Source organism: Hahella sp. KA22, assembly GCF_004135205.1.
Classification (GTDB): Bacteria; Pseudomonadota; Gammaproteobacteria; order Pseudomonadales; family Oleiphilaceae; genus Hahella.
The window spans coordinates 4,241,315-4,264,506 of the sequence record NZ_CP035490.1; the positions used below are offsets into that span (position 1 = coordinate 4,241,315).

Annotated in this window: 11 protein-coding genes; 1 reads left to right on the plus strand and 10 read right to left on the minus strand. The window is 55.8% G+C overall.

Features of this window, described 5'->3' with window-relative positions; genetic code table 11:
* Positions 1-191: 191 nt before the first annotated feature.
* From EUZ85_RS18775 to EUZ85_RS18805, 7 genes are all read right to left on the minus strand, one after another.
* On the minus strand, positions 192-713 hold the full coding sequence (locus tag EUZ85_RS18775; RefSeq protein ID WP_127970811.1) for a hypothetical protein: 522 nt from the start codon (positions 711-713) through the stop codon (positions 192-194).
* A gap of 425 nt (positions 714-1,138) precedes the next feature.
* The gene (locus EUZ85_RS18780; protein WP_127970813.1) at positions 1,139-1,690 is read right to left on the minus strand and encodes a pyridoxamine 5'-phosphate oxidase family protein; all 552 of its coding nucleotides are present in this window, start codon (positions 1,688-1,690) and stop codon (positions 1,139-1,141) included.
* Between the two features lie 103 nt (positions 1,691-1,793).
* Positions 1,794-2,294: an SRPBCC domain-containing protein gene (locus EUZ85_RS18785; RefSeq protein WP_127970815.1), complete on the minus strand. Its 501-nt coding sequence runs from the start codon at positions 2,292-2,294 to the stop codon at positions 1,794-1,796.
* Complete coding sequence (locus tag EUZ85_RS18790; protein ID WP_127970817.1) at positions 2,291-2,617, minus strand: helix-turn-helix transcriptional regulator; 327 nt, start codon at positions 2,615-2,617, stop codon at positions 2,291-2,293. Before EUZ85_RS18790 ends, EUZ85_RS18785 begins: the two co-directional genes overlap by 4 nt.
* 148 nt (positions 2,618-2,765) lie before the next feature.
* Positions 2,766-3,767, minus strand: coding sequence for a hypothetical protein (locus EUZ85_RS18795; RefSeq protein WP_127970819.1), 1,002 nt, complete (start codon positions 3,765-3,767; stop codon positions 2,766-2,768).
* Between the two features lie 110 nt (positions 3,768-3,877).
* Complete coding sequence (locus tag EUZ85_RS18800; protein WP_127970821.1) at positions 3,878-4,780, minus strand: ABC transporter substrate-binding protein; 903 nt, start codon at positions 4,778-4,780, stop codon at positions 3,878-3,880.
* A gap of 179 nt (positions 4,781-4,959) precedes the next feature.
* Complete coding sequence (locus EUZ85_RS18805) at positions 4,960-5,610, minus strand: glutathione S-transferase family protein (RefSeq protein ID WP_127970823.1); 651 nt, start codon at positions 5,608-5,610, stop codon at positions 4,960-4,962.
* A gap of 127 nt (positions 5,611-5,737) precedes the next feature.
* Between EUZ85_RS18805 and EUZ85_RS18810 the strand changes: the two genes are divergently transcribed.
* Positions 5,738-6,334 (plus strand): TetR/AcrR family transcriptional regulator, encoded by a 597-nt coding sequence (locus tag EUZ85_RS18810; protein ID WP_127970825.1) that lies wholly within the window; start codon positions 5,738-5,740, stop codon positions 6,332-6,334.
* Between the two features lie 98 nt (positions 6,335-6,432).
* Here EUZ85_RS18810 and EUZ85_RS18815 read toward each other — a convergent pair whose 3' ends face one another.
* The 3 genes from EUZ85_RS18815 to EUZ85_RS18825 form a co-directional block, all read right to left on the minus strand.
* Positions 6,433-7,164 carry a hypothetical protein gene (locus EUZ85_RS18815; protein ID WP_127970827.1) on the minus strand — a complete coding sequence of 244 codons (732 nt, stop codon included), beginning with the start codon at positions 7,162-7,164 and terminating at the stop codon, positions 6,433-6,435.
* Entirely contained in the window at positions 7,158-8,321 is a 1,164-nt protein-coding gene (locus EUZ85_RS18820; protein WP_127970829.1) for a hypothetical protein, read from the minus strand. The genes EUZ85_RS18815 and EUZ85_RS18820 overlap by 7 nt, the downstream gene beginning before the upstream one ends.
* Positions 8,322-8,485: 164 nt before the next feature.
* Positions 8,486-23,143 (minus strand): tandem-95 repeat protein, encoded by a 14,658-nt coding sequence (locus EUZ85_RS18825; RefSeq protein WP_127970831.1) that lies wholly within the window; start codon positions 23,141-23,143, stop codon positions 8,486-8,488.
* Positions 23,144-23,192 lie beyond the last annotated feature (49 nt).

A 23,192-nucleotide genomic window follows, 5' to 3' on the forward strand; every position in this document is an offset into this window, starting at 1 on the left:
GTGATTCAGTTATAGTACGTGCGCAGTTGAGTTGACCAATATAGGTTCTCGATCATAACGATAGCTATTATCAGTCACAGGATAGCAGAGTTAGCATTTGAGGCCGTTTGGGACGGGCGCGACAGCGTATCCACCCTACTAGAATGATTACGCTGTCAGCGGCGATCTGGATTTGATGAGTATGGCGCCGTTTATGGCAGCGGCAGACAGAAAGTGATCGCCAGTTCCGAATGCTTGTCCACGTGACGGGTGAACATGGGTAGACCCGGATTTTTAGCCGCGCGGTAGGCGTCGATGATTTGCTGCTTGGTCCACACATAAGTGGGGTTGTCCGTCAGAATTTTATGGGCCGGGCGCACATTCCCGTCAGGAAACACCCACAACCAGGACAGTCGCCGCCCTTCAACAGTCCGACGTCCTTTATCCACACAAAAGTGGGCGCGGCCGCTGGACCTGGGAATATTGCAATAGGTGCCGAATTTGGCGCGCTTATCGACAAATTGAATCAGGTCGTCCAGATTGATGAGGTCCATGCTGGCCTCATAACCTAACGTCTGATGCACATCGCCCAGAGCTACGAAACCGCCGCCCAGTGAGCAATCCCGTTGGTGTGAGGCGCGAATATCGGTGGAAGAAGCGATTCTGGTGCAGGGATAGGTAACACCGCACAAACCGCTATGCACCGCGCCTTGCTTCTCATTCTTGCATGTCATGTCGAGTAGTCCTCCATGGTGCTGCATATTGTCGGAAGCAACCCCGCCACGATTATGCGCAGTAAACTTCCTGATAAACTCACACTAATCAATGGATAAACCGCGCCTCCGTTCACGCCATGGCTGGACAAGAAATGATCCAGACCTGCGACCGGAGCGCGCAGCCCCCAAAATATATAGTTCGATTAGTGAGAACGCGCAAACTTCCCTGACACCACCTAAAAACACCATCACCGACGCCCCCGATCCGCCAGACTCCGCGCCTGAAGCAGCCGGCAGGCCAATAGTCACAACGAGACGCTCTATGCGCGCCGCCAAACAATCAATACAATAAACCCACAAAAGCAACAGAAAGAAACAGTTGGTGAGAGCAATAAACAAGATCAGTTAATGATGGGCTGGACATAACAGCTAGCTAACGACTATCAAACACTCTTCTCAACAATATGCGTCTCTTTGCCGTCCAGGCTGAGTTCGTTCTTTTGTTTCCAGTAGTCTTTGACGCCTTCGTCGCCTTTTTTGGCGGCCCAGTTTTTTAGCAGTTCACGGTCTTCGACGTAGTCGTAGAAAGGAACGGCCATGCCGCAGGAGGATTGCACCAGGTCGACATTCAGGTCGAAGATTTGTCTGGCGCCGGGGATGGGGTTGAAATGGGCGAGCAGTTCTTCCCATTCCGGATCATTTCTATGAATCACTTTGGCCTCGCCGTACAGGCGTAGAATCAAAGGGTTTCCTTCGAATGCGGCGAACATGACTGTCATTCTGGGACATTCCTGAATATGCGCAGAGGTCTCGTTGCCGCTGCCCGTGACGTTCAGCCAGATGACGCGATTGGGGCCAAGCACCCGCAGAGAGTCCATGCCTTTGGGAGAAATATTCACCCTGCCCTCACGAGCGGCGGTACCTACGAAAAACAACTTTTGTTCCTGAATAAACTGAGTCAATTTGTCTGAGATTTCTGAAAACTGCTGCCCCATTCTGTCTGTTCCTTTTTCCTGTGCTGATAAGCAAAAACCGGAAGCAAACCAGCAGGCTGCTTCCGGTTTTTCATCACACTATACTTGAAGTTCCCATGGATGCTTACTTGAAAGTCAAAAGCAGCTCGTCCAGTCGCTCCAGTGTCGACGTCAGTCCTTCTTTCATCCCCATCTGGATGACCGTTTCCAGGTCTTTAAGCGTGTTATAGGCAATGACGGTGTGGACTAATGCGTGCTCCGCTTTTTCTTCAAAGGTCACGTCCCACTTCGAGCGCGGCATGGAAGGGTTAACTTCGCCAGTGGCGTCGCTGAAGCCGTCCAAAGCGGTATAGTTTTCAATGGGTCGGATGGTTTGATAGTCCAACCTTCCCCAATATTCTGTTCCCTCTGGATCGATCATGGCGTAGTGCCAGCAACCGCCTTCGCGAAAGTCCATGGTTTTGGTTTTCGTGGTGAACGGCTTGGGCGCAAACCACTGGTCAAGCAGCTCGCTTTTGGTATAGCAATCCCAGACCAGTTGACGCTTCGCTTGAAACTCTCTTTTGACGGTAATGGTGTTGTTGTCCTTATCAACGATGAAGTCGAACTGAAGATTCGCGTTCATGGCTCTCTATCTCCTGATTTGAGGGTGTTTAACAGCGCATCGAGCTGGCTGAACCGCTCCTCCCACAGCTTACGGAACTGCTCCAGCCAAACGTCAATTTCCTGCATTTTTTCCAGCCTGAGTTGGTAAAAGATTTCCCGCCCCTGCTTCTGCTGCGTCACCAGACCGCACTCATTCAAAATCTGAATGTGCTTCGATGTCGCCTGGCGGGTCATTTCGAAATGATCGGCGATGGCGTTGGGGGTCATACCCTGCGCGGCGATCAACACCATAATGGCTCTGCGTGTTGGATCAGCGATCGCCTGAAAAATATCTCGCTTCATATTATCGCAACAATTATGCAACTATTCGGTTGCAAGTATATGCGCAACTTTTTGGTTGCACAATATGCGTCATTAAAGTTTGTGTAGTTTTACGGAGAGTGGTCGAGCGATGAGCGGCGTTCACCACGATTGCCGTCCATGGGTTTACTTAGATAAAGGGTATTCTTTTGCTGACGGAAATCGCCATGCCCATATGATCGGTGAAAGCCACCGCAGAGTTGGTGGAAGTCGTCGCCTGGGAGATATAGTCGAACTTTTTGAACTCTATCGAACGCGTATTGTAAACCGCGACATCGTAGACATCCTTGCCATTGCTGTTCGTGCCGTGAAAGAGATTGTCATGAGTATCGGCGGTGGTGAATTCGTGTGAATCGCCGGCATTGGTGAATGGGATATCAAGCGCTTCGGAGATCGCCGTTGCGGTAAATCCCCTGCTGCTCTGATTCGTGTCCCCCATCACGACATCCAGCCCCCCTTTTCCTTTTGACATGAAGGCCTGGTTGATATCCCTGTAAAACTGCTGGACGCGCGCTTTATCTTTGGCGATTGCATTGGGAACATGCACAAACGCAATGTTGACCCAGTCCTTCTTAACCGCTATCCAGCCATCCCCTGACCCGATTATTTCGGCTTTGAGCTTGGCGCAGTCATAGACGCTAAAACTATTGCAGGCTTTTCCTGTTGAAACCGCGTGTTGCAGGTCTCCGAAGTGGTCCTTCAGGAAATTCCAGTCGGAATGGTTGCCGTCGATTTCTCCAAATACGCCCAGATCGATAGGAGCCCCGATGGACCTGATCACATCCTGATGGATTTCACGCGCCTTGCCCTGCACCAGTGATTGAAACTGCACCACCGTCAGCGAGCCTTTGTTCATAGCCCCTGCCGGCTCCATAAACAAACGCATGGGCGGACCAAAAACAGGAATGGTTGGCGACGCGCCATGTGCGGTGGGCGCGGCCAGCTTCGCCACTTTCTTGGGCGGACCGGAAGCATGCCCGTCGTCCGGCGCCGGTCTTTTGCGTGCGGTCAAGATTTCTCCAGAAGCCATTTTGTCATGCGTGCTGCGCGCATGTGCTTGCGACAAGGCGGCGATGGCGTCTCGGGTTTTACTGGCGTTTGAATTAAATGATTGGTAGTAGAACACTGTCATTCGCGATTATCCTTAATGCTATTAGCCGCTGGCGGAAAAGGAAGGTCTCTTAATTGGGCGAACCTGAATTCTATGCCAATGACGAGTGCGCCTTGTATCGGCTAAATGCGCTATTGTTCCGCCAACGCACGCTTTGTCGCACTTGGTGTTGACGCCGCAACCTTTATGAGCGGCCAGCTTCCTTTTGAAAGCCCAGGAATCTCCACGCTTTCACCCGGTGAACGGGTATTGCTCTTGAGTCGGTATTTTCCGATGCGCGACTGCCATAGCATTTCTTCGTAACGCCCAGAGTTTCGGAGACTTTCCAGTCCGTCATTAAGAGCTTTAAGTATTAATTTCGCCCGGTCAGGATCAATTTTTCGGGACACCGCAACGCAGATAGGCGTCTCCATAATGGGACGATGGTGATTCGTGATCAACAGAGTCTGCACTGGCGACAGTTCCTGATTAATAAGCGAATACCCCACCTCAATCTCCATCGGGAAAACCTGAATCCTGCCCGCCAGCAGTTTGCGGATGTTCAGCTTGTCAGAAACAACATACTCCACGGACAACACGCCTTCTTTCGCTGCGCGATCGAACGCTTCGCCATAGGTGTAGCCGTCGGTGGCGCCGATACGCAATCCAGTCAGGTCATCAACGCCCTTCCAGTTAAAATCAAAACTTTTCAGGTGGAATATCACCTTTTTGTTATAGGTGACAGGGTTGGAAAAAATAAAATCCCGTTCCCGTTCAGGCGTGGGAGCCCAGGTCAACGAGCCATCGGCTTTCCCTTCCTGCGCCAATTGATAACTGCGTTTCCAGGGATGGTATTGATATTCGGCCTTATATCCTGACAGTGCGAGGGCTTCAGTGACAATATGGGTAAACACCCCGCCATGCTTGAGTGTTTCTGAGGTATAAGGCATCCATTCGCCGTTGGTGAGCTTGACGGTATTGTCCGCGCCTGACGCCTGCAGAGATAAGATTGTCGCCAGTAGAAAAATCGCCTTTGCGTGGGTCTTTGCCAGCATCCTACGACTCCTCACTATTCGTCCTGAAAACTTTCTTTCCAGCATTCTTCCTGAGTATAGCCTGCGTTCAGCAAGACATGACGAACGGACGCATCGGTATCGCGGCGAAGCCTTGAACCCAGGAAGATCTCCCTCAATCCGGTTCAAGGCGCTTGCATCTCAGCTCTGTAATTTCCAGCCTATTTCGCCATCGCCGTCAGTACGGTTTTAGCGGCCGGGCGCTGCCTCATTCGCCCGACATACGCCTCAAGGTTCGAACCTGGCGCAATCAGTTCGGCGGCATGCGGCAGATTGGAGAGGTAATCCAACATCGGCGTCACCAGGGCGTCGGCGATGCTGTACTGCGCGCCGCAAATGAAGTCGGACTCGCCCAGTTGAGCCTGCAATACCTGCAGCATTTTGATCACATTAGGTTGCGCTTCGGACACTTTATTCCAGCGCACCTCGCCATTTTCGCCTTTAGGAAAGGCCAACTCCAGCAGATATTCCCGCACAATCGCCTGATCAACATAGAGGGAGAGCGCGGCTGACCATTGGTCTACCAACGCTCGCAGATAGACGTCTTCCGGTTGCAGTGCGGGGCCATCGAACTGCGCGTCCAGATAGCGACAAATGGATGCGGTTTCGTACAGCTTACGGTCGCCGTGAATCAGCACAGGTACTTTGCCAAATGGGTTGAGTTTGAGGTGTTCGAGGCCTTTATACTCCACCTCCTCGCCATTGATGCTGAAGCCCAGGCTATAGGAAACGCCTTTTTCCTCACAGCACAGCATGACGGTACGGACAAAGGTGCTGAATTGCGGTCCCAGAATATGTACTTGTGCGCTCATTATCGAATTTCCTGTCTTTGTTAGTGTCGGACAACATGCTAGCCTTCAGCACAATATGATCAAGAACATATTTTTCGATTGTTTTATGCTGTCATCCACCACACACGAACCTTAAAGCGAGTCTGAAATGCCCTGGAAGCCCGAACATAAACAACAAACCCGAGAACGCATTCTGGACAGCGCAGCGAGACTCTTCGCGCTCAATGGCTTTGATAAAGTAGGCATCAATGACGTGATGGCCGACGCCGGTCTGACCCGCGGCGCCTTCTACGCCCACTTCTCTTCCAAAACCCAACTCTACGCAGAGGCCATCGTCACCTCCGCCCTGCAGGGCCGGGCGATGTTGCACCCCGACGAAAATCAGCCGCCACAGTTAGAGGCATTAATTAATGGTTACCTAAGCCTGGAACATCGCCAGGGAGAACAAGTGCGCTGCCCGCTGGCCTTCCTCACCACCGACATCGCGCAACGGGAAGAGCAAGTCCGCGACACCTACACCCGGGTATTCAAAGGCTTCGTCAACGCCCTGCAACAACACCTGAACCCGGAAGACGCCGCATCGGAACAACAAGCCATGCGTACAGCCGTCGTCATGATCGGCGGCATGGCCATCGCCCGGGCGATTAATGATGAAGAACTGGCGGGATCGTTATTGGAGGTGTGTCGGGAGGCGGCTTTGGTGGAGCGCAAATTAAATTACAGTCTCCGAATAGCTTGTTCATAACTTAGCGTCATAATACCGCAAACAGCTTTACCGCCTCAGTGAGCAAGCATAGTGATAGGATTACGCCGCCTTGCCGCTCCACTCATTAGGACAACGCTTTATTCACGCAGCTCAACGGCGGACATGATCCTGCGAGCATCATCCAGCATTCTATGTAAACGATCGTCCTTATCCCCTTGCTCAAAGGTCATGTCAAAAGAGACCGTCAAATAATAGTCGTCACTAAGAGGAACTGCCCAATAATATGATTTACGTAACCCCGCCGTTCCTTCACCTGTCAAGCTATATGAAAGCCAAGTAACGCCGTTTATTTTCTCCCGTGTATATTCATCGGGAGTTTGCACCAGAAACTGACTGGGAACGTCATCAGGGTCCATTCCATTTTTTGCAAACCTCCTCCTGACTTCCTGATTAACGCCATCCTCAGCTTCATAGTAGCGCCAATAGTCTTTCTTTAAATACTGAGTGAAAGAATCAAGATCATCTTTCTTTACGGTTGAGTGGGACTCAATCTTGTTAACATCTATTGTTAAGCATAACTTTCCTAATTGGCCAAGGTCACCTTGAACAATCGTTCCTTTATAAGCCCACCATTCAAATGCAACTTGAATAAAAGTCCTATTTAGCTTTTCTGTCGAATACGGCTCAAAATAGTCTGATTTCAAGTTCACTTGAGAAGGCAGCGCATCTCTTGGTGTACCGGGCATATAAACATTACCCGGCACCGTAAAACGTAACTCATAGCCGCCAATATGACATACCTTGGTATTTCTTACTGAGAAATCAGGCCCTTTGCCAGTCATTAGCTTTCCAAACAGCTTTTTTAGCATCCGCCTAACCTGTTTTGCTCGTCTATAAGTTTCTTGGCAGCTTTATGTTTTCCATGCATTTGTAAATGCCTAATGCTGCACTCCAAGTTTAGATAAGGCAGTGTATGTGGGCTCGTTTGCATTGGTCTGTCTCCAAACCCTGCGACATACAAAGTGAATCTCAAACATCGCTTGAAGGAGGACCATGACCGATCTTTTCCTCCTGCTAAGTTCGGCACCATATCAAATGGGCTATCTCTGTCAATATCGATAACTTCAATTCCTGCTTTTTTGAAGGCTTCTATCGCCCTATCACGGTCATTACCTCCAGCATGAATAACAACTTTATGTCCTTGCAGGCTAATACCCATATCATTTACCAGTTCCACTGCACGGGTGAATATTATTCCTCCTTGACTGTGGCAAATCCACTTTACTTTACGCCCCTTCCTTTGACAGTCCGTCAGCACGGAAGCCAAATGACGACAAACTTTGGAGGTGCTGATTTTATCCTGAACACACTCGAAAAGATCTATAAAGACTCCCTGTGTTGGGTTATGAAACAAAGTATATTGCTCAGGAGAGTCTCCCCAGTATGCCGTGTCCAAATGGGTTCCCATTAGCCAAGTCGCCTTGTTAAGATCGTTAAGCATTCCATTCACAGCTGCATGCTCGGTCTTAATTTCGACTGTCGGAACCGGAAAGCCCCATGAGTTCTCTATCTCTTTTAGATCTGCTACAGAAGTTTTCTCATGATATCTAACTCTGTTTTTTCTTTGCACTTCATATAACTGTGCACTTTCATTACTTGAAGGTATTTTGCTACCAACTGCATCCTTATTAATTCCTATTGAACTAATCACTATTTCGTCTGAGTTAACACAGTACACAAGATTTAGGTTACCTGCTGCTGCAATTCCATCAGTCTTAGCGCGCATAAACATAGGCTTCAGTTTAAAGCCTCCACTAGACGCACCATAACCGCCCTCGGTAACAAGCCTTGAAACCGCACGATAAACTTCATTACGTTGATAAGTGTTTAAGTTGCGCAAAAAGTAATTTGCTTCTTTTGTGATAAGAAGCTTTTTCCCATTAGGCTTATGTTTGGGGCCCCAGCCATTAACGGGATTTTCTAGAGGTATAATTTGATGATGTTCTGGAAGACTGCTTTCTTGCATGCTGGGACCCATATTTTGATTAAAAAACACATGCTATCGATATTTCTTCGCCTGCCAATCAGCCGATTATCCGATAGGGTTTTCCCTGGGTCAGACCCCAGCATGTGCAAGTAGTTGGTTAGATATCAGGTAGAACGCTACTACTAGATATCTCCACACAAAAATCAATACCCCTTAAACCGCCAAATCACTCCCACTCCCATCAAATCCGCATGTTGGCCATCGAAGAACGCGCGTTTCAGGCGTACGGAGGCGTCGATGTTTTTGTGGAGGCGGTAGTTTAGGCCCAGGCCCAGTAGTGGGTCGGTGTCGCCTTTGAGGTCGGGATTGATGTCGGCGCCGCTGAGTTGGATGTCGCCTTCCCAGAGGAACAGTCCGACTTCCGCCGAAAGGGTGATTTTTTCGCGCACGGGCCAGAAGAAGCGGTTGGAGAGGGTCCAGCCGGAGCCGCTGACGGGATAGTTTTTTTCCACGGCGTCTTCCAAGGCGCCTGGGGTCAGTGCGCTGGCGCTCATGCTGACTTTGACGTTCCCCAGGTCGAGGAAGCCGATTTCCGCGGCCATATGCTCGTGATAGCGATAGCCAGCGAGAAACTGGTAGCCATAGCGGGAGACGTCATAGTTGTTGATGCTTACCGTGACGTCTTCGTTTTCCAGGCCGCGCTTGAACTCCCCTGCTTCCTGGGAGCCGCTGACGTGATAAGCGCCGAACTCAAGATATCCGCGCTCCTGCAAGCGCGCTTTCATGGTCTCCCAGTCCGCCGCCTGGGAGGCGTCAGGCGCGCCCAGGCTGACCACCAGAAACACCGCCAGGACTGACGCGCGCAATGGCAAACAGCGCCGGGACAGAATGCTTAGCCCCAGCAAGGCTAACAATAGCGTCCAGTTGATAGCGCCTCCGCCGGAGCCGCCTCCCTCGCTATCAATGTCGGAAGGCGTCCGCTTGTCCACCGCCACCACGCCAGGATCTTCCACCGCGGCGTTAACCAATCCGTCCGCATCGTTGGGGCCGCCATCTTCAATGGTCAATTGCAGACAGTAATATCCGCTGATCAGCCCAGTCTCCCAACTGTCGTCTCCCGGAGGCGGACAATACCCCGGATTACCCGGCGCGGAGTGCAGCTCGTTGTTGGCGTCAACCACAAATGTCGTCCAGTTATTGTTCTGGAACTTCCGATAGACGCCGTTGGCCGGCAGCGGCTGGTCTTGCGGCAACACAACGCGAACGCTTTGTCCCAGTGTGGCCAACTCATGCACTTCGAAGTCGAACACGCCGCCCTGGGGCTCAAACAAATCGTCCGTGTTGATGTCTGGCAGCGACGGCAATTCCTCCGGCTCCAGACGCGCGCCGCCATTGGCGCCCAGGATGGCGAACTGTCCCAGCCTGCAACGCACGCCAGGATCACATTCCACCAGATAGGAGCTGGTTTCCGACGCCACTTCCGGCAGTACGTTGGTGGCGGTGATGTTATCCAGATAATCCGGTATGCCATCGTCATCGCCGTCAGCAACGCCCTCTTCCGCATCGTTCACGCCATCGCCGTCTGAATCTACGGTCGGGTCAAGCGTGGGCAACGCCGCCACCACCCGGAAATACAACCTGGCTTCATCGGTAGCGTTGCTGGCGTCCGCGACGGTCAGTTGCACTTTATAGCGACCACTGGCGAGACTGACTGGACTGAATACCAGTTGAGCATTGCCGGTATTGCCATCCGTATCCACCAGGGCATTGTCCGTGGCGCTCCAGTTGTAGGTGTGCGTGTCGCCAGGGTTCGGATCAGTGACTGTCGCAACAACCGTTACCAGCCCTCCGTCAGGGGTGACCTGAATGGCGTCTACACCGTTTTGACGCAAGCGCAGCGTGACGTCAGGGGCCACATTGCGTTCAACAATGGTGATGACATGCCTGATTTTCGCGCCGGCGTTGATGTCATAGATATTGGTCGGATCGTAACCCCCCGCCAGATCTTCCGCATTAGTGGTGCGGTCATCCAGACGGATAATCAGGCGCTCATCGTTTTCCGTAATGCTGTCGGCGGTTAGCGCAATGCTGACGCTGACCTCCGTCTGCCCGATATTGCCGGATTTGGTGAAGGTAACGCTGCCGTCGACGAGATTGTGATCGCTGGAAGAGGCGGTGCTCAGACTATCGATGACGTAAGGAACCGTCAGCGGATAGAACGGCGACTGTCCGTTCAGAATGACCCTGAACTGTACGGTCGCGCCTTCCACGCTGATCTGATCTTTATTCACCGACACCAGCGGCCGGATATTGATGACCTGCATGGCGGTCGCCGCGTTGCCTTTACGGTCCACGCCGCGATAGGTGATGAGATTGCGTCCCGGCGGCAGCAACACCGTATTGTTCAACAGCCCCTGCGCCCGCACGCTGCAGCAATTGTCGCCATCCACATTATCCGTCGCCAATACCGCAAGCATGGCTTCTACGTCAGAGTCAGACGCATTGGACGCCAGGCCCAACATCTGTCTCAAAGTGACCGGTGTATACAGCGCAATTGCGTCAATCGTGATGTCTTCCGGCGCGACTACGACCGGCGGCGTAGTATCGACATAGTCGTTGGCGTCGTTCGGATTCGTATTGTCCACGAATTCCTGATAGTTGCTGATGGTGTCTCCATCCAGGTCTCCAGCCGCATCGTTGCTGTCGAAGGGATTAAAGCCATATAGCAACTCGAAGCTGTCGCTCATGCCGTCGTTGTCGTCGTCCGTATCGACATCGTTGGCGACGCCGTCTGTATCGTTGTCGCCAATGACGGTGATGCTGAACGCCGCCAGAGACGCAGAGGCTTGGCCATCACTGACGCTCAGGACAATGCCGCTGTAGACGCCGGCGCCGCCGACGGCGGGCGTTCCAGTCAAGGCGCCCGTCGCCGCGTTCAAACTCAGCCAGCTCGGCCGGTTCGTCGCGGTCACCGTCAGTGCGCCGCTGTCTACATCAACCAGCGTCGGCGTGAAGCTGTAGGCCTGCCCTTCCAAAATAGATGTTGTCGGGCTTCCACTGATCATCGGCGCGTCGTTGACCGGCGCAATCGCGATCATCACCGTCGCGGTGTTGGAGCTATCGCCCGCGTCATCTTTCACGCTGTACTCAAAGCTGTCGACGCCAAACACATTGGCGTCAGGGGTGTAGGTCAACGTGCCGTCGCCGTTATCCGTCACCGCCCCCATGCCGGGCGCGCTTTCGATACTGATAGCGGAGGCGTCCAGTACGCCGTCCACGTCCTGGTCATTATCCAGCACCTCGATCACTACGGCGATGTCTTCATTGGTGGTTGCGCTGTCGTTATTGGCGAGTGGCGCGTCGTTCAGCGCTTCAATCGTCAACGCAACCACAGCGCTGTTGGACCATGCGCCGCTTTCGTCCTGCACCCGATAAGTGAACTGATCAATGCCGCTGAAGTCAGTGGATGGCGTGTAGCTGATAGCGCCCGTGCTGGCGTTGATGCTGACGCTCCCGTATAAAGGCGCGTCCACGATTTCAACCGTCGCAGGCTGCAACGCACCATCCACATCGCTGTCATTGCCCAATACATTGATGGTATGTGCGCTGTCTTCCAGCAACATCGCCGCGTCATCCACCGCCACTGGCGCGTCGTTGACGCTGTTAACGGTAATAGCGACAGTCGCGATATTGGAGGCGGCTCCCTCATTATCTTTTACGATATAAGTGAAGCTGTCTGAGCCATTGAAGTTCGCTGTCGGCTCATACTGAATCACGCCGGTGCTGGTATTGACGCTGACGGAGCCATGGCTAGCGGTCGCAATAATGGTGACCGTCGACGCTTGTAGCGAACCATCTACATCTACGTCATTATCCAGCACAGCAATGTCGACGGCGGTATCCTCATCCGTCGTCACGCTGTCATTGGCTGCACTCGGCACGTCATTCACGCCAACAACATTGACGATCACTGTCGCCACATTGGACAAGGCTCCCGACTCATCTTTTACTGTGTAGGTGAAGCTGTCACTGCCGTTGAAGTCAGCGGCCGGCGTGTAGTCGATCTTACCTGCGTTCAGTACCGCTGCGCCGTGAGACGGTGTGGCGACGAGGGCCAGCGTACTCGCATCCACCGCGTCATCAATATCGGTGTCATTGGCGGCGACATCAATAGTCACCAGGGTATCTTCGTTGGTGGAAGACACATCCGCCACCGCCACAGGCGCGTCATTGACCGCCTCCACGGTAATGGACACCAGGGCTGCAGACGAAATCCCGCCATGCACATCCTCAACGGTATAACTGAAGCTGTCGGCGCCGTTATAGTCAGCATCGGGCTCATAGGTAATTACGCCAGAGCCGGTATTCACGCTGACTGAGCCATGTTCCGACGCCACCGTCACCAGGACACTGGCCGGGTTGAGCTGGCTGTCCAAATCGCTGTCGTTATCCAGCACCTTAATGGAAACGGCGACATCTTCATCCGTCGTCGCCGTATCCGCCGCTGCTTCCGGGACATGATTGCCTACAGTGAAAGAGAGTCCGCTGGTCAAACCGGCGTAGGCGTTGCCCAGAGTATCAGTCAATGCTTCCGCGCCAATACGTACATAGTAGCCCTGGTTTGGCGTGAAATTATCGGTCGGGTCAACGGTGACTGTGGCGCCGCTGATCACCACCTGAGCAGAGCTGACTTCAATCGCCTCCACCAGCTCATCGTCGGCGGAGCGATAGAGGCTGATCTGTGTCGCAGAACCGCCGCCAATGGCAACCTCCTCGTCGAAGGTCAGGGACAGGGTCGCGTTATATTCCACGTCCACGGCGCCGTTGGCCGGCGTTGAGCTGGCCAGTGTGGGTCCGCTGCCATCGTAACTGAGGCTGAACTGAGTCGCCGCCGCGCTATTGTTGCCAGCGTTATCCTGGGCCGCGCTGGCGGCGATATCCAGGGTGACGGAACCATCCGCGGTCGGTGTAACGGTGACGCTGTAGTTACCGCTGCTGTTATCAGTAAACCCACTCAAACTCGCGTTGCTGGCGACGATATCGCTAACCGCAAATCCACTCACGCTTTCGCCGAATGCAATGGCGGCGGTGAACGCTGCGTTTGTCGGATTACTGGCGGAAGAGCTGATCACCGGCGTCGGCGCTGTGCCGTCGTAGACGATGCTGAACTGGGTCGCCGCCGCATTATTGTTGCCGGCCGTGTCCTGGGCCACGCTGGCGGAAATGTCCAGCGTGACGGCTCCATCTGCGGATGGCGTCGCCGTCACGCTGTAACTGCCGCCGCCATTGTCAGTGAAACCGCTCAGGCTGGCGTTGCCGGCGACAATATCGCTGACAACGAAGCCGCTGACGGTCTCGCCAAAGCTGATGGCGACGGTGAACGCCGCATTGGTGGGGGCAGAGGCCGTGCTGCTGAGACTCGGCGCCGGCGCAGTGGTGTCCAGCGTGGCGGCGGCGGTCTGTGCTGCGCTGACATTACCGGTGACGTCCGTCAGCGTCACGGACAGCGTCAACGCGCCATCGCTCAGCCCGGACAGGCTGGCGAGAGCGATGCTCTGGCTTGCGCTGCTCAGGGTTCCAGATCCAGTCACGGCGGTTCCGCCGCCACTGGAGGTCACGCTGTAGTTATAGTCTGCGCCGGTTTCACCGGAAGTGAATGCGAAGGCGCTCGCGCTGGCTTCGCTGGCGTTGATTATCGTGTCGCTGAAGGCTACCGAGAACCCGGAGGGCGCGGTGGAGTCAACGGTGAAGCTGGTTAAGGTCAGCGCCGAACTGGCGTTGCCTGCGGCGTCGGTCACCGTCAACGTACAGTCGGAATAGGTTCCATCCGCCAGAGCGCTGCTGTTATCCGTTCCCGTCAAAGTGATCGTCTGCGTTCCCGAAGGCGCAGCGCCTTCCGCTGCGCTGCCGCAACTGCCGCCTACCGCCAGGGCGCCGGCTTCGGTAGTGGAGAAACCTGCATTCGGTGTCGTGTCGGAGGTCGGCGTCACCACGGCGGTGGTTTCCGCCAGGGTCGGGGCTGTCGCATCCAGCGTAGCGTTGGCGGTTACGGCGGTAGCGGCGTTGCCGCTGGCGTCAGTGACCACCACAGACAGGGTCAATGTCCCGTCGGAGAGTCCACTCACATTTACACCGGTCACCTGTTGCGCCGCGCTGGTGATGGAGCCGCTTCCTGTGACATTGGCACCGCCGCCAGAGCTGGCGATGCTATAGCTGAATGTCGCGCCCGCCTCCGCGCTGGCGAAAGTGAAACTCTGACTGGCGGCCTCCGTGGCGTTTATTGTCCCATCGTCAAAACTGACGCTGTGCCCGCTGGGGGTCGTTGCATCCAGCGCAGCGGTATTAGTGACAGCCGTTGCGGCGTTGCCGGCGGTATCCGTCAAAGTGACGGACAGGGTCAGGGTTCCATCGGCAAGACCGCTCAGATCCAGACTGGCGATTTGCTGGCTGGCGCTGGCGATGGTTCCGCTCCCGTTCACCGCCGTTCCGCCGCCGGAGCTGCTGATGCTGTAGCTATAGCTCGCGCCCACCTCCGCACTGGCGAAAGTAAAGCTTTGGCTGCTGGCTTCGCTGGCGTTAATCGTACTGTCGTCAAAGCTGACGCTATGTCCGCTGGGCGCGGTCTGGTCCAGAGTCGCTGTATTGGTGACCGCGCTGGCGGCATTGCCGGCCGTGTCGGTCAGGGTCACTGACAGCGTGAGCGTTCCATCGTTCAAGCCGGACAGGTTTAGACTGGAAACCTGTTGACCGGCGCTGGTCACGGTACCGCTACCGGTAACAGGGGTTCCGCCGCCGCTGGAAGAAACACTGTAGCTGAAGCTCGCCCCTACTTCCGCGCTGGCGAAAGTAATGCTTTGGCTGCTGGCTTCGCTGGCGTTAATAACGCTATCGTCAAAGCTTACACTCTGTCCGCTGGGCGCAGTCTGGTCCAGAGACGCCGTATTGGTGACCGCCGTGGCGGCGTTGCCGGCAGCGTCAGTAAGAGTGACGGACAGAGTCAGAGTTCCGTCGGACAGCCCGCTGAGGTTAATACCGGAAATCTGTTGGCTGGCGCTGCTGATTGATCCAGATCCTGTGACGGGCGTTCCTCCTCCCGCGCTGCTGATGCTATAGCTGTAGCTCGCCCCTACCTCCGCGCTGGCGAAAGTAAAACTTTGGCTCGCGGCTTCACTGGCGTTAATCACGCTATCGTCAAAGCTCACGCTGTGCCCCGTCGGAGCCGATTTATCCAGCGTGGAGGTGTTCGTGACCGCTGTAGCGGCGTTGCCGGCGGGATCGGTCAAGGTCACGGACAGGGTCAACGTTCCATCATTGAGACCTGATACATTTATATCTGTGTGCTGCTGCCCTGCGCTGCTCACTGTTCCAGAACCAGTCACCGAGGTTCCGCCCCCGCTGGAGGAAATGGAGTAACTATAACTGGCCCCCACTTCCGCGCTGGCGAAGGTGAAGCTTTGACTCGCTGCTTCCGTCGCATTGATCGTACTGTCGTCAAAACTCACGCTGTGGCCGCTGGGCGCGGTTTTATCCAGCGTCGCCGTATCTGTGACCGCCGTGGCCGCATTGCCGGCGGTATCGGTCAGTGTCACCGACAGCGTGAGCGTTCCGTCGTTCAAACCAGACAGATCCAGACTGGCGATTTGCTGACTGGCGCCGGTCACCGAACCGGAGCCTGTCACCGCCGTTCCGCCGCCGGAGCTGCTGATGCTATAGCTGTAACTGGCGCCCACCTCCGCGCTGGCGAAGGTAAAACTTTGACTGGTCGCTTCAGTGGAACTGATCGTGCTGTCGTCAAAACTCACGCTGTGGCCGCTGGGCGCGGTTTTATCCAGCGTCGCCGTATCTGTGACCGCCATGGCGGCGTTGCCGGCGGTATCGGTCAGGGTCACTGACAGCGTGAGCGTTCCGTCGTTCAAACCAGACAGATCCAGACTGGCGATTTGCTGATTGGCGCCGGTCACCGAGCCGGAGCCAGTCACCGCCGTTCCGCCGCCGGAGCTGCTGATGCTATAGCTGTAACTGGCGCCCACCTCCGCGCTGGCGAAGGTAAAACTTTGGCTGGTTGCTTCAGTGGCGCTGATCACGCCGTCGTCAAAGCTCACGCTATGCCCCGTTGGCGCAGTTTTATCCATTGTCGCCGTGTCCGTGACCGCTGTAGCGGCGTTGCCGGCGGGATCGGTCAAGGTCACGGACAGGGTTAATGTCCCATCGTTCAGTCCAGACAGGTTGAGCCCGGTCACCTGCTGGCTGGCGCTGGCGATGGTTCCACTTCCGGTCACCGCTGTTCCGCCGCCGGAGCTGCTGATGCTGTAGCTATAGCTCGCGCCCACTTCCGCACTGGCGAAGGTGAAGCTTTGGCTGGCGGCTTCGCTGGCGTTGACAGTGCTGTCATCAAGGCTGACGCTGTGCCCGCTGGGCGCGGTGGTGTCGACCGTGAACGCCGTAATCGCCAAAGCCGTGCTGGCGTTGCCGACCGCGTCAGTGACTGTGACCGTACAGTCGCTATAGGTCCCATCTCCCAATGCGCTGCTGTTGTCGGTCTGGGTCAGCGTAATGCTGTGATTGCCAGTGCTGCTGATTGTGGTGGAACTGCTGGTTCCGCAACTGCCGCCCAGACTGAGTGCGCCCGCTTCATCCGTACTGAAGGTGATATCGGGCGTATTGTCGCTGGTGGGGGTCGTGACGGGCGTAATCAGGCTCAAGCTGGGCGCGGTGGTGTCTATCACCAACGCCTTATTGGCGCCCAGGGAATTGGCCGCGCCCGGGGCGGCCAGGGTCAGGGTCGCTGCGTTGCCTGCATCATCGACGATCGTCCCGCCATTCAAGCCGAGCGCGCCGGTTCCGGTGTAATCCAGATCCGCGCTGGTATCGCCGGACTGCACTGTATAGGCGAAATTCAGCGTGGCGCCGCCAGAACCGGAGGCGTAACTGACGTTTCGATCCGTTGCGCCGGTTTCCAGCTGTAATTGCGGCGCGCCGGAGACGATCACGGATTGGTCGAACAAGATCTGGATAGATACGGCATCGCCCGCTTTATAAGACCCATTGGCGGTTGAAGAGGTGACGGAGGAAACCGTCGGCGCCTGGGTATCCACGGTCGCATTGCTGGTGTCCGCTACCAGGGCGGTGTTGCCGGCATTGTCAGTGGCGGTCACTGAGATATTCAGATTACTGCTGTCGATGGCGCCGGCAACCAGCGTGTAGCTCGCCGTCCAGGTGTCGCTGCTGTTGGAGGCGCTGACCGCTGCGCCGCCTCCGAAAGCGGTGAAGTTGACGCTTACGGCGCTGATCGTGTCGCTGTTATTGTCGCCGGTGGCGGCGGTGTCATCCCAAGTGGCGGTGACAATGTCGCCGATTATGTAGGCGCCGCTGATTCCGCTGGAGCCCGAGATTGAGACCTTGGCGTCGGTCAGTGTCGGCGCGATGTTGTCCACGGTGACATTATCCGACCCTGATGTAGTTTTAGTGTTGCCCGCGTTGTCTGTCGCCGTCACCGATACGTTGAGATTGGTACTGTCGACCGCGCCGGCAAGAATGGTATAGGTGGCCGTCCAGGTGTCGGAGCTATTGCTGGCGGCGACGGAAGAGCCGCCAAAGGCGGAGAAGTCAACGCTCACGCCACTGATAGTATCGCTGTTATTCTCGCCACCCGTCGTATTGTTCCAAGTGGCGGTGACGATATCGCCAGTCTTGTACGCCCCGCTGGTTCCAGAGCCGCCTGACAGGGAAATATTGCCGGAGGTCACCGTCGGCGCAATATTATCCACGGTCGCATTGGTGGTATCCGCCGTGGTCTTGCTGACGCCGTCCGAGTCCGTCGCTGTGACGGAGACATTCAAATTGGTTCCATCAACGGCGCCTGCCGTGATGATATACGTCGCGGTCCAGGTATTCGCCGAATTGCTGGCGGCGACGGAAGAGCCGCCGCCGAATGCGGAGAAATTAACGTTTACGCCAGTGATATCGCCATTATTGTCGCCGGAGCCAGTATCGTCCCATGTGGCGGTGACAGTATCGCCGATTTTATAAGCGCCGCTGGTTCCTGAGGCGCCGGATATAGAAATCTTGGCGTCAGTGACCGTTGGCGGGATCACAGAAAGCGTGACGTCGTTGCCGCTGGAGCCGAGATAGCTCACGGTCAGCGGAACGCCATTTAGCGTTGTGGATTTATCCCCTTCCGACAGCCCGTTGAAAATACCGCTGACAGCGTCGCTGGCGTCATTGCTGATAATCGTAAAGCTGTCTCCGCCGCTGCCCGAATAACTGCCGAGAACGCTGAGCGTGCCTCCCAACGTGACTGCGCCGGTGACATTGTATTGGTCATAGCCGGAACCGGCGGTGGTTCCATTGATGCGCGCCACCAACGCGCCGCCGCTGTTAACGGTAAGGCCGTTGCCCAGGGTGAGATCGCCGGGGGAGCTTCCTATTTGTAGTGTAGCGCCGCTGTTCACAGTCACCAGACCACTGATGGAGCCCTGGCCCTGCAAGGTGGTTCCGCTGGCGACGTTGACTGCGCCTCCAACAGCGCCGCTGACATCCAGGGTTCCAGCGGACAGCGCAATGGAGCCGGTATTGGTATTGGTTGCGCTCAGCGTCAGCGTTCCCGCTCCGGTTTTAGTCAGTCCGCCGGAGCCGCTGATCACGCCGGACCAGGTTAGCGCGTTGGCGTGGCTGATCGTCCCATTGCTGGCGCCCAGGCTGAGAGCGTTGTCGACAGTTATCCCGGACCCGGTCACGATGAGAGAGCCGCCATCCAGCGTCAGTGTCCCAGACCCGAGGTTGCCGTCTCCGGCGATGCTGACGCTTCCTGCGGTGATGTTTAGCCCGCCAGTCTGCGTCTGCGAGCCCGACAGCGTCAGCGTTCCCGCCCCGGATTTACTCAGAGTTCCAGAGCCGCTGATCACACCCGACCAGGTAATATCGTTAGCGTTGCTCAACGTGGCGTTGTCTTCCATGGTCAGATTATTGGCGATGGTGACGCCCGACCCTGTCACACTGAGAAGGCTGTTAAGTTTTAATGTCACATTCCCTGATCCCAGATTGGAGCTATCTGTGATAATCAAGCCGTTTACTCCGTTAACGGACGCTCCGCCTGAGAAAGTATTGGCGCCTGACAAAGTCAATGCGGGACCGCCGATTTTGCCGAAACTGCCGCTCCCTGAAATCACGCCGGACAGAACTTTGGCGCCACTCACCGCCCCCACTGTGCCGCCTCCGGCGCCGAGTACGATGGAGTTATCGACAGTAAAAGTTGCGCCAGACAAAGTCAGCGTCCCGCTATCCAGGGTAATGACGCCACTGGATAAATTTTCATCACTGGAAATCGACAGCGTTCCCGCCGACACAGTCATCGCGCCACTGTATGAGGCCTCATTACCGGTATTCGTCAAAGTTAGCTTCGCCGCTCCGGTTTTCGTCAATGTGTTAGAGCCGGAAAACAAACCGGACGCTGTTATATCAGTGCTGACGCTGAGTGTACTGTCCGCAGCAATATTGATGGCGTTGTTGATCGTGGTCGACCCGGTCACCGCCAGCGTCCCTCCGTTCAACACCAGCTGCCCGCTTCCCACATTGCTGTCAGACGCTATGCTGAGCGCGCCTGCGCTGATCGTGGTGGTTCCGCTGTAAGTCTGAACTCCTGTCAGCGTTAGCGCGCCCGCGCCGGTCTTGCTCAGGCTGCCGGTTCCCGCAAATAGGGTTCCGATGGCGCCGGTGTCGCCGCTGCCGTTATTCATTGTCAGCGTAACGCCGCCGCCAAGGGTCAGCGTTCCACCAGAAATAGTCGCGCCGGTGGCGGAATCCAGGTCCAGAGTCAGACTCTCCGCCAGACTGGAAGCGGATGTGGCGGATATCGTCTGCCCCGCCAGGGCGCTGGCGAGAATCAGGGTTTGAGTCCCCGTTGCGTCCGCATTGGCGATGGCGATAGCTTCGCTGAAACTTACCCCATCGGTCTGATCAATAGATGCCGTATCGGTGGTGTTGGTGATGTATATGCTGTCGGACTGCACACTGGCGTCCGCCGTGGTGGATTTGGAGCCATCGCTTAAGGTGAAGCGGACCGAAGCGTCTCCTCCGGGCGTATCATTACGGTAGGTGATCCGGCTCATGACATTCGACACCAGCGCCGTCGTCGCGGTAGTGCTGGCGCTGTTAAACGTGATCGACAAGACGCCATTGGCGTTGGTGAATGAAGCGAAGCTTTGCCCCGAGGATTGCAGGTCACTCCCATTGACCGTAAACGCAGCGCCGCTGGTGTCAAACCCGAACAGGTCGCTGGTGACGGCGCCGCCAACCCGCTGTACGGTCAATGTCCCGCCAGAGTAGTCTCCATTGCCGCCGTTGAGCGCATCCAGCTCCGTATCGCTGCCGCTGGCGTCGCCCCCGGAGTCGAGATTCACGGTTCCCCCGACGCCAGCCCAGGAAACGGCATCGCCGTTTAGATTGGAGATGACCGGTGCGTTATTGATGGTGGAAGTGATGGCCGAGCTGTTTGCGCTGCTCAGCCCGCCCGAGGCGGCTTGCAGCGCAATGGTATCGGTCGCGCCGCCATTGGTGTACTGCAACGCCAGATTGGTAAAGGTGGCGGAGCCGCTGCTGGGTGTGAGCGTAACCGTGGTTCCGGAGCCGTCGCCATCGCCGGTTCCGGACATGCTGTTGACGGTCCCATCCAATACGCTATCGTTGGGGTCCGTCACGCTGAGGACAATATCCGTGCTGTAGCCGGCATCCAACGTATTGGAGCCATCCACCGCCTGCACCACCGGAACCGTTGTGAAGCTGGTGGAAGAGCCGCTATCTATGCTGGTCGGCGCCGGCTGTGTGGAGAATCTCAGCTGGGTCGCCACCACATCTGAAGTGACGGTATTGGACGTCCCATCGCTAAGCCCGGAAGCGGCGGCGGTCAAAGCAAAGTCTTCCTGGTCCGCTGAAGCGGTGTAGACCACATTTGTGAAAGTGGCTACGCCACTGACGGGCGTCTTTGTCGTTGTGCCGGACAAAATGCCGCTGCTGGATTCCGACAGACTGATGTCGCTGACGTAATCCACATCCACGTTACTGAAAATATCCGTCGCCGCCACTACCGGTTGCGTGGTCAGCGCCAAGCCAGAGGTGGAACCTGCTGGCTGCGTCGAAAACGTCAGCTGGGAAGCAGTGACATCCAAGGTTGTGCCGGAGCCATTGGTGACGGCGCTTTGCCCGCTCGCCATCTGCGTACCGGAAGATCCCACGACCAGATCGCTATCGCCATCCACACTGAGGATAACGGTGTGATCTTCAGTTAACCCGGAGGGCGTACCGTAATAACCATTGACGGTGTACGTTTCGCTAGTATTGTCCGCAACGGAAATGCTCAGGCTGGAAAACGTAATGGTGTCAAAAGCGCCGTCATAGACGCCAGTGACATTGGATGCGTCATTTCCATTCAAACGCCAGACAATATTATCCCTTTCCGTATCCGTACTGGTTCCGGAGACGTTAATCACAATCTGACTGACGGTCATGGGCAGGGAGTCGCCGCCGCCGCCGTCCGTCAGAGTGAAGTCAAACAGATCGACCGCCTCGCCAGTCGTATCTACGGTCGAGTTCAAGCCGACCGGCTCCGTCACGACTGCGGAGGCGACGAGGGTTCCGTCAGAGTCCATACTGCTCTGAAGATTGGCGATGCTGATGTTATCCAGCTTCAGCCAATCCAGACTCGCATTGTCTGAATATTGCACCGTAAAACTGGTGATGTCCGTCCACTGTGCGCCGGAAAAATTGATTGTGGCCCCTGAGCTGGCCGCCACCGGGCCAGTCGAGTCCTGAGTTCCTCCTTTGCTGGAGGTAACTCTGATGGTTTTGGTCGGCGCGCCGAAACCGTGATAGACGTACAGGCTGTTAAGGGAGAACGTTTCTCCACTGGTGAAATAGACACTCGACGAGGTTTGCGTGGAGTCTCTGGTGCCGATGTAAATATACCCTGCGCTGTAGTTGTACAGATCTTTGGAGCCGCTGCCGCCGGATTTGAATTTTATGGTGTAAGAAGTGCCGCCGATCGTATAGCTCTTGGCGTTGGCGTACCCCGGAGTTACGCTGCCCAGCCCCAGCGTGCCGGTATAGGGCAATACGGCAGTGAAATCCACCATGGCGATGGAATCGAAACGCGGTTTGGCGTCAATATCGCCTTTTTTGATTTCAAGGTCCCAGTCGCCGCCAAGCCGTTCCGAACCAGTAAGGTCATTGGAGGCGGCGACATCCACATGAGCGGCGGCGGACACCAGCTCCAGCAGCGCTTCGCCTTTTGCGCCGCGCGCCAGATTGCAACCGTAGAACATGACGTCGGCGCCGTCCTGCATGGCCTGATCCAGAGACGCCAGCGTATTGATCTCCCGACTTAACGTAACCTTGGTCACCACGCTGTCGCCGAGGTAAAACGCACCGTCTTCGGCATGAGAAAAAACATGCAGAGCCCGCAGGTCGCGATAGCGCGATAAAATCGCTCTCAACTGCGCCAATCCATCCTCGCCCGCGCGCAACGTCGCAAACGCCACGCCTGGCTCCCGCTTTTCATAGATTTGATGTTTTTCCGGCACGGCGGCGTCGATGATCACCAACTCCCGGATAGCAGTTGCGTTGGCGATTTCCAGCTGCTCGATTTTTGTGGATGTGGCCTCCGCGCGCGCCCACTTTGAAGGCTTCGGTTCTGCGCCAGGGAACGTCGCGAGGGAGGCGAACATCGTCCCGGCGTAACCGCCCGCGCCCGCTCTACGCGCCCCCTGATAGGAATATCCACCGCCTGTCGCCAGGCCGGCATGTGAGGCGCTGCTTAGACCCAGTGAAACAAAGACGGAGGTTAATCCATTCAACAGAAATCTGCTCATAAGCCTGACTCGCTATCGGACATCACGGATGTCTGTGTAATCCATAAGC

Coding starts and splice junctions, on each gene's coding strand:
- EUZ85_RS18805 (WP_127970823.1), bottom strand. CDS start 5,610: ATGAGCGCACAAGTACATATTCTGGGACCGCAATTCAGCACCTTTGTC.
- EUZ85_RS18825 (WP_127970831.1), bottom strand. CDS start 23,143: ATGAGCAGATTTCTGTTGAATGGATTAACCTCCGTCTTTGTTTCACTG.
- EUZ85_RS18780 (WP_127970813.1), bottom strand. CDS start 1,690: ATGGGGCAGCAGTTTTCAGAAATCTCAGACAAATTGACTCAGTTTATT.
- EUZ85_RS18800 (WP_127970821.1), bottom strand. CDS start 4,780: ATGCTGGCAAAGACCCACGCAAAGGCGATTTTTCTACTGGCGACAATC.
- EUZ85_RS18790 (WP_127970817.1), bottom strand. CDS start 2,617: ATGAAGCGAGATATTTTTCAGGCGATCGCTGATCCAACACGCAGAGCC.
- EUZ85_RS18795 (WP_127970819.1), bottom strand. CDS start 3,767: ATGACAGTGTTCTACTACCAATCATTTAATTCAAACGCCAGTAAAACC.
- EUZ85_RS18810 (WP_127970825.1), top strand. CDS start 5,738: ATGCCCTGGAAGCCCGAACATAAACAACAAACCCGAGAACGCATTCTG.
- EUZ85_RS18785 (WP_127970815.1), bottom strand. CDS start 2,294: ATGAACGCGAATCTTCAGTTCGACTTCATCGTTGATAAGGACAACAAC.
- EUZ85_RS18775 (WP_127970811.1), bottom strand. CDS start 713: ATGACATGCAAGAATGAGAAGCAAGGCGCGGTGCATAGCGGTTTGTGC.
- EUZ85_RS18815 (WP_127970827.1), bottom strand. CDS start 7,164: ATGCTAAAAAAGCTGTTTGGAAAGCTAATGACTGGCAAAGGGCCTGAT.
- EUZ85_RS18820 (WP_127970829.1), bottom strand. CDS start 8,321: ATGCAAGAAAGCAGTCTTCCAGAACATCATCAAATTATACCTCTAGAA.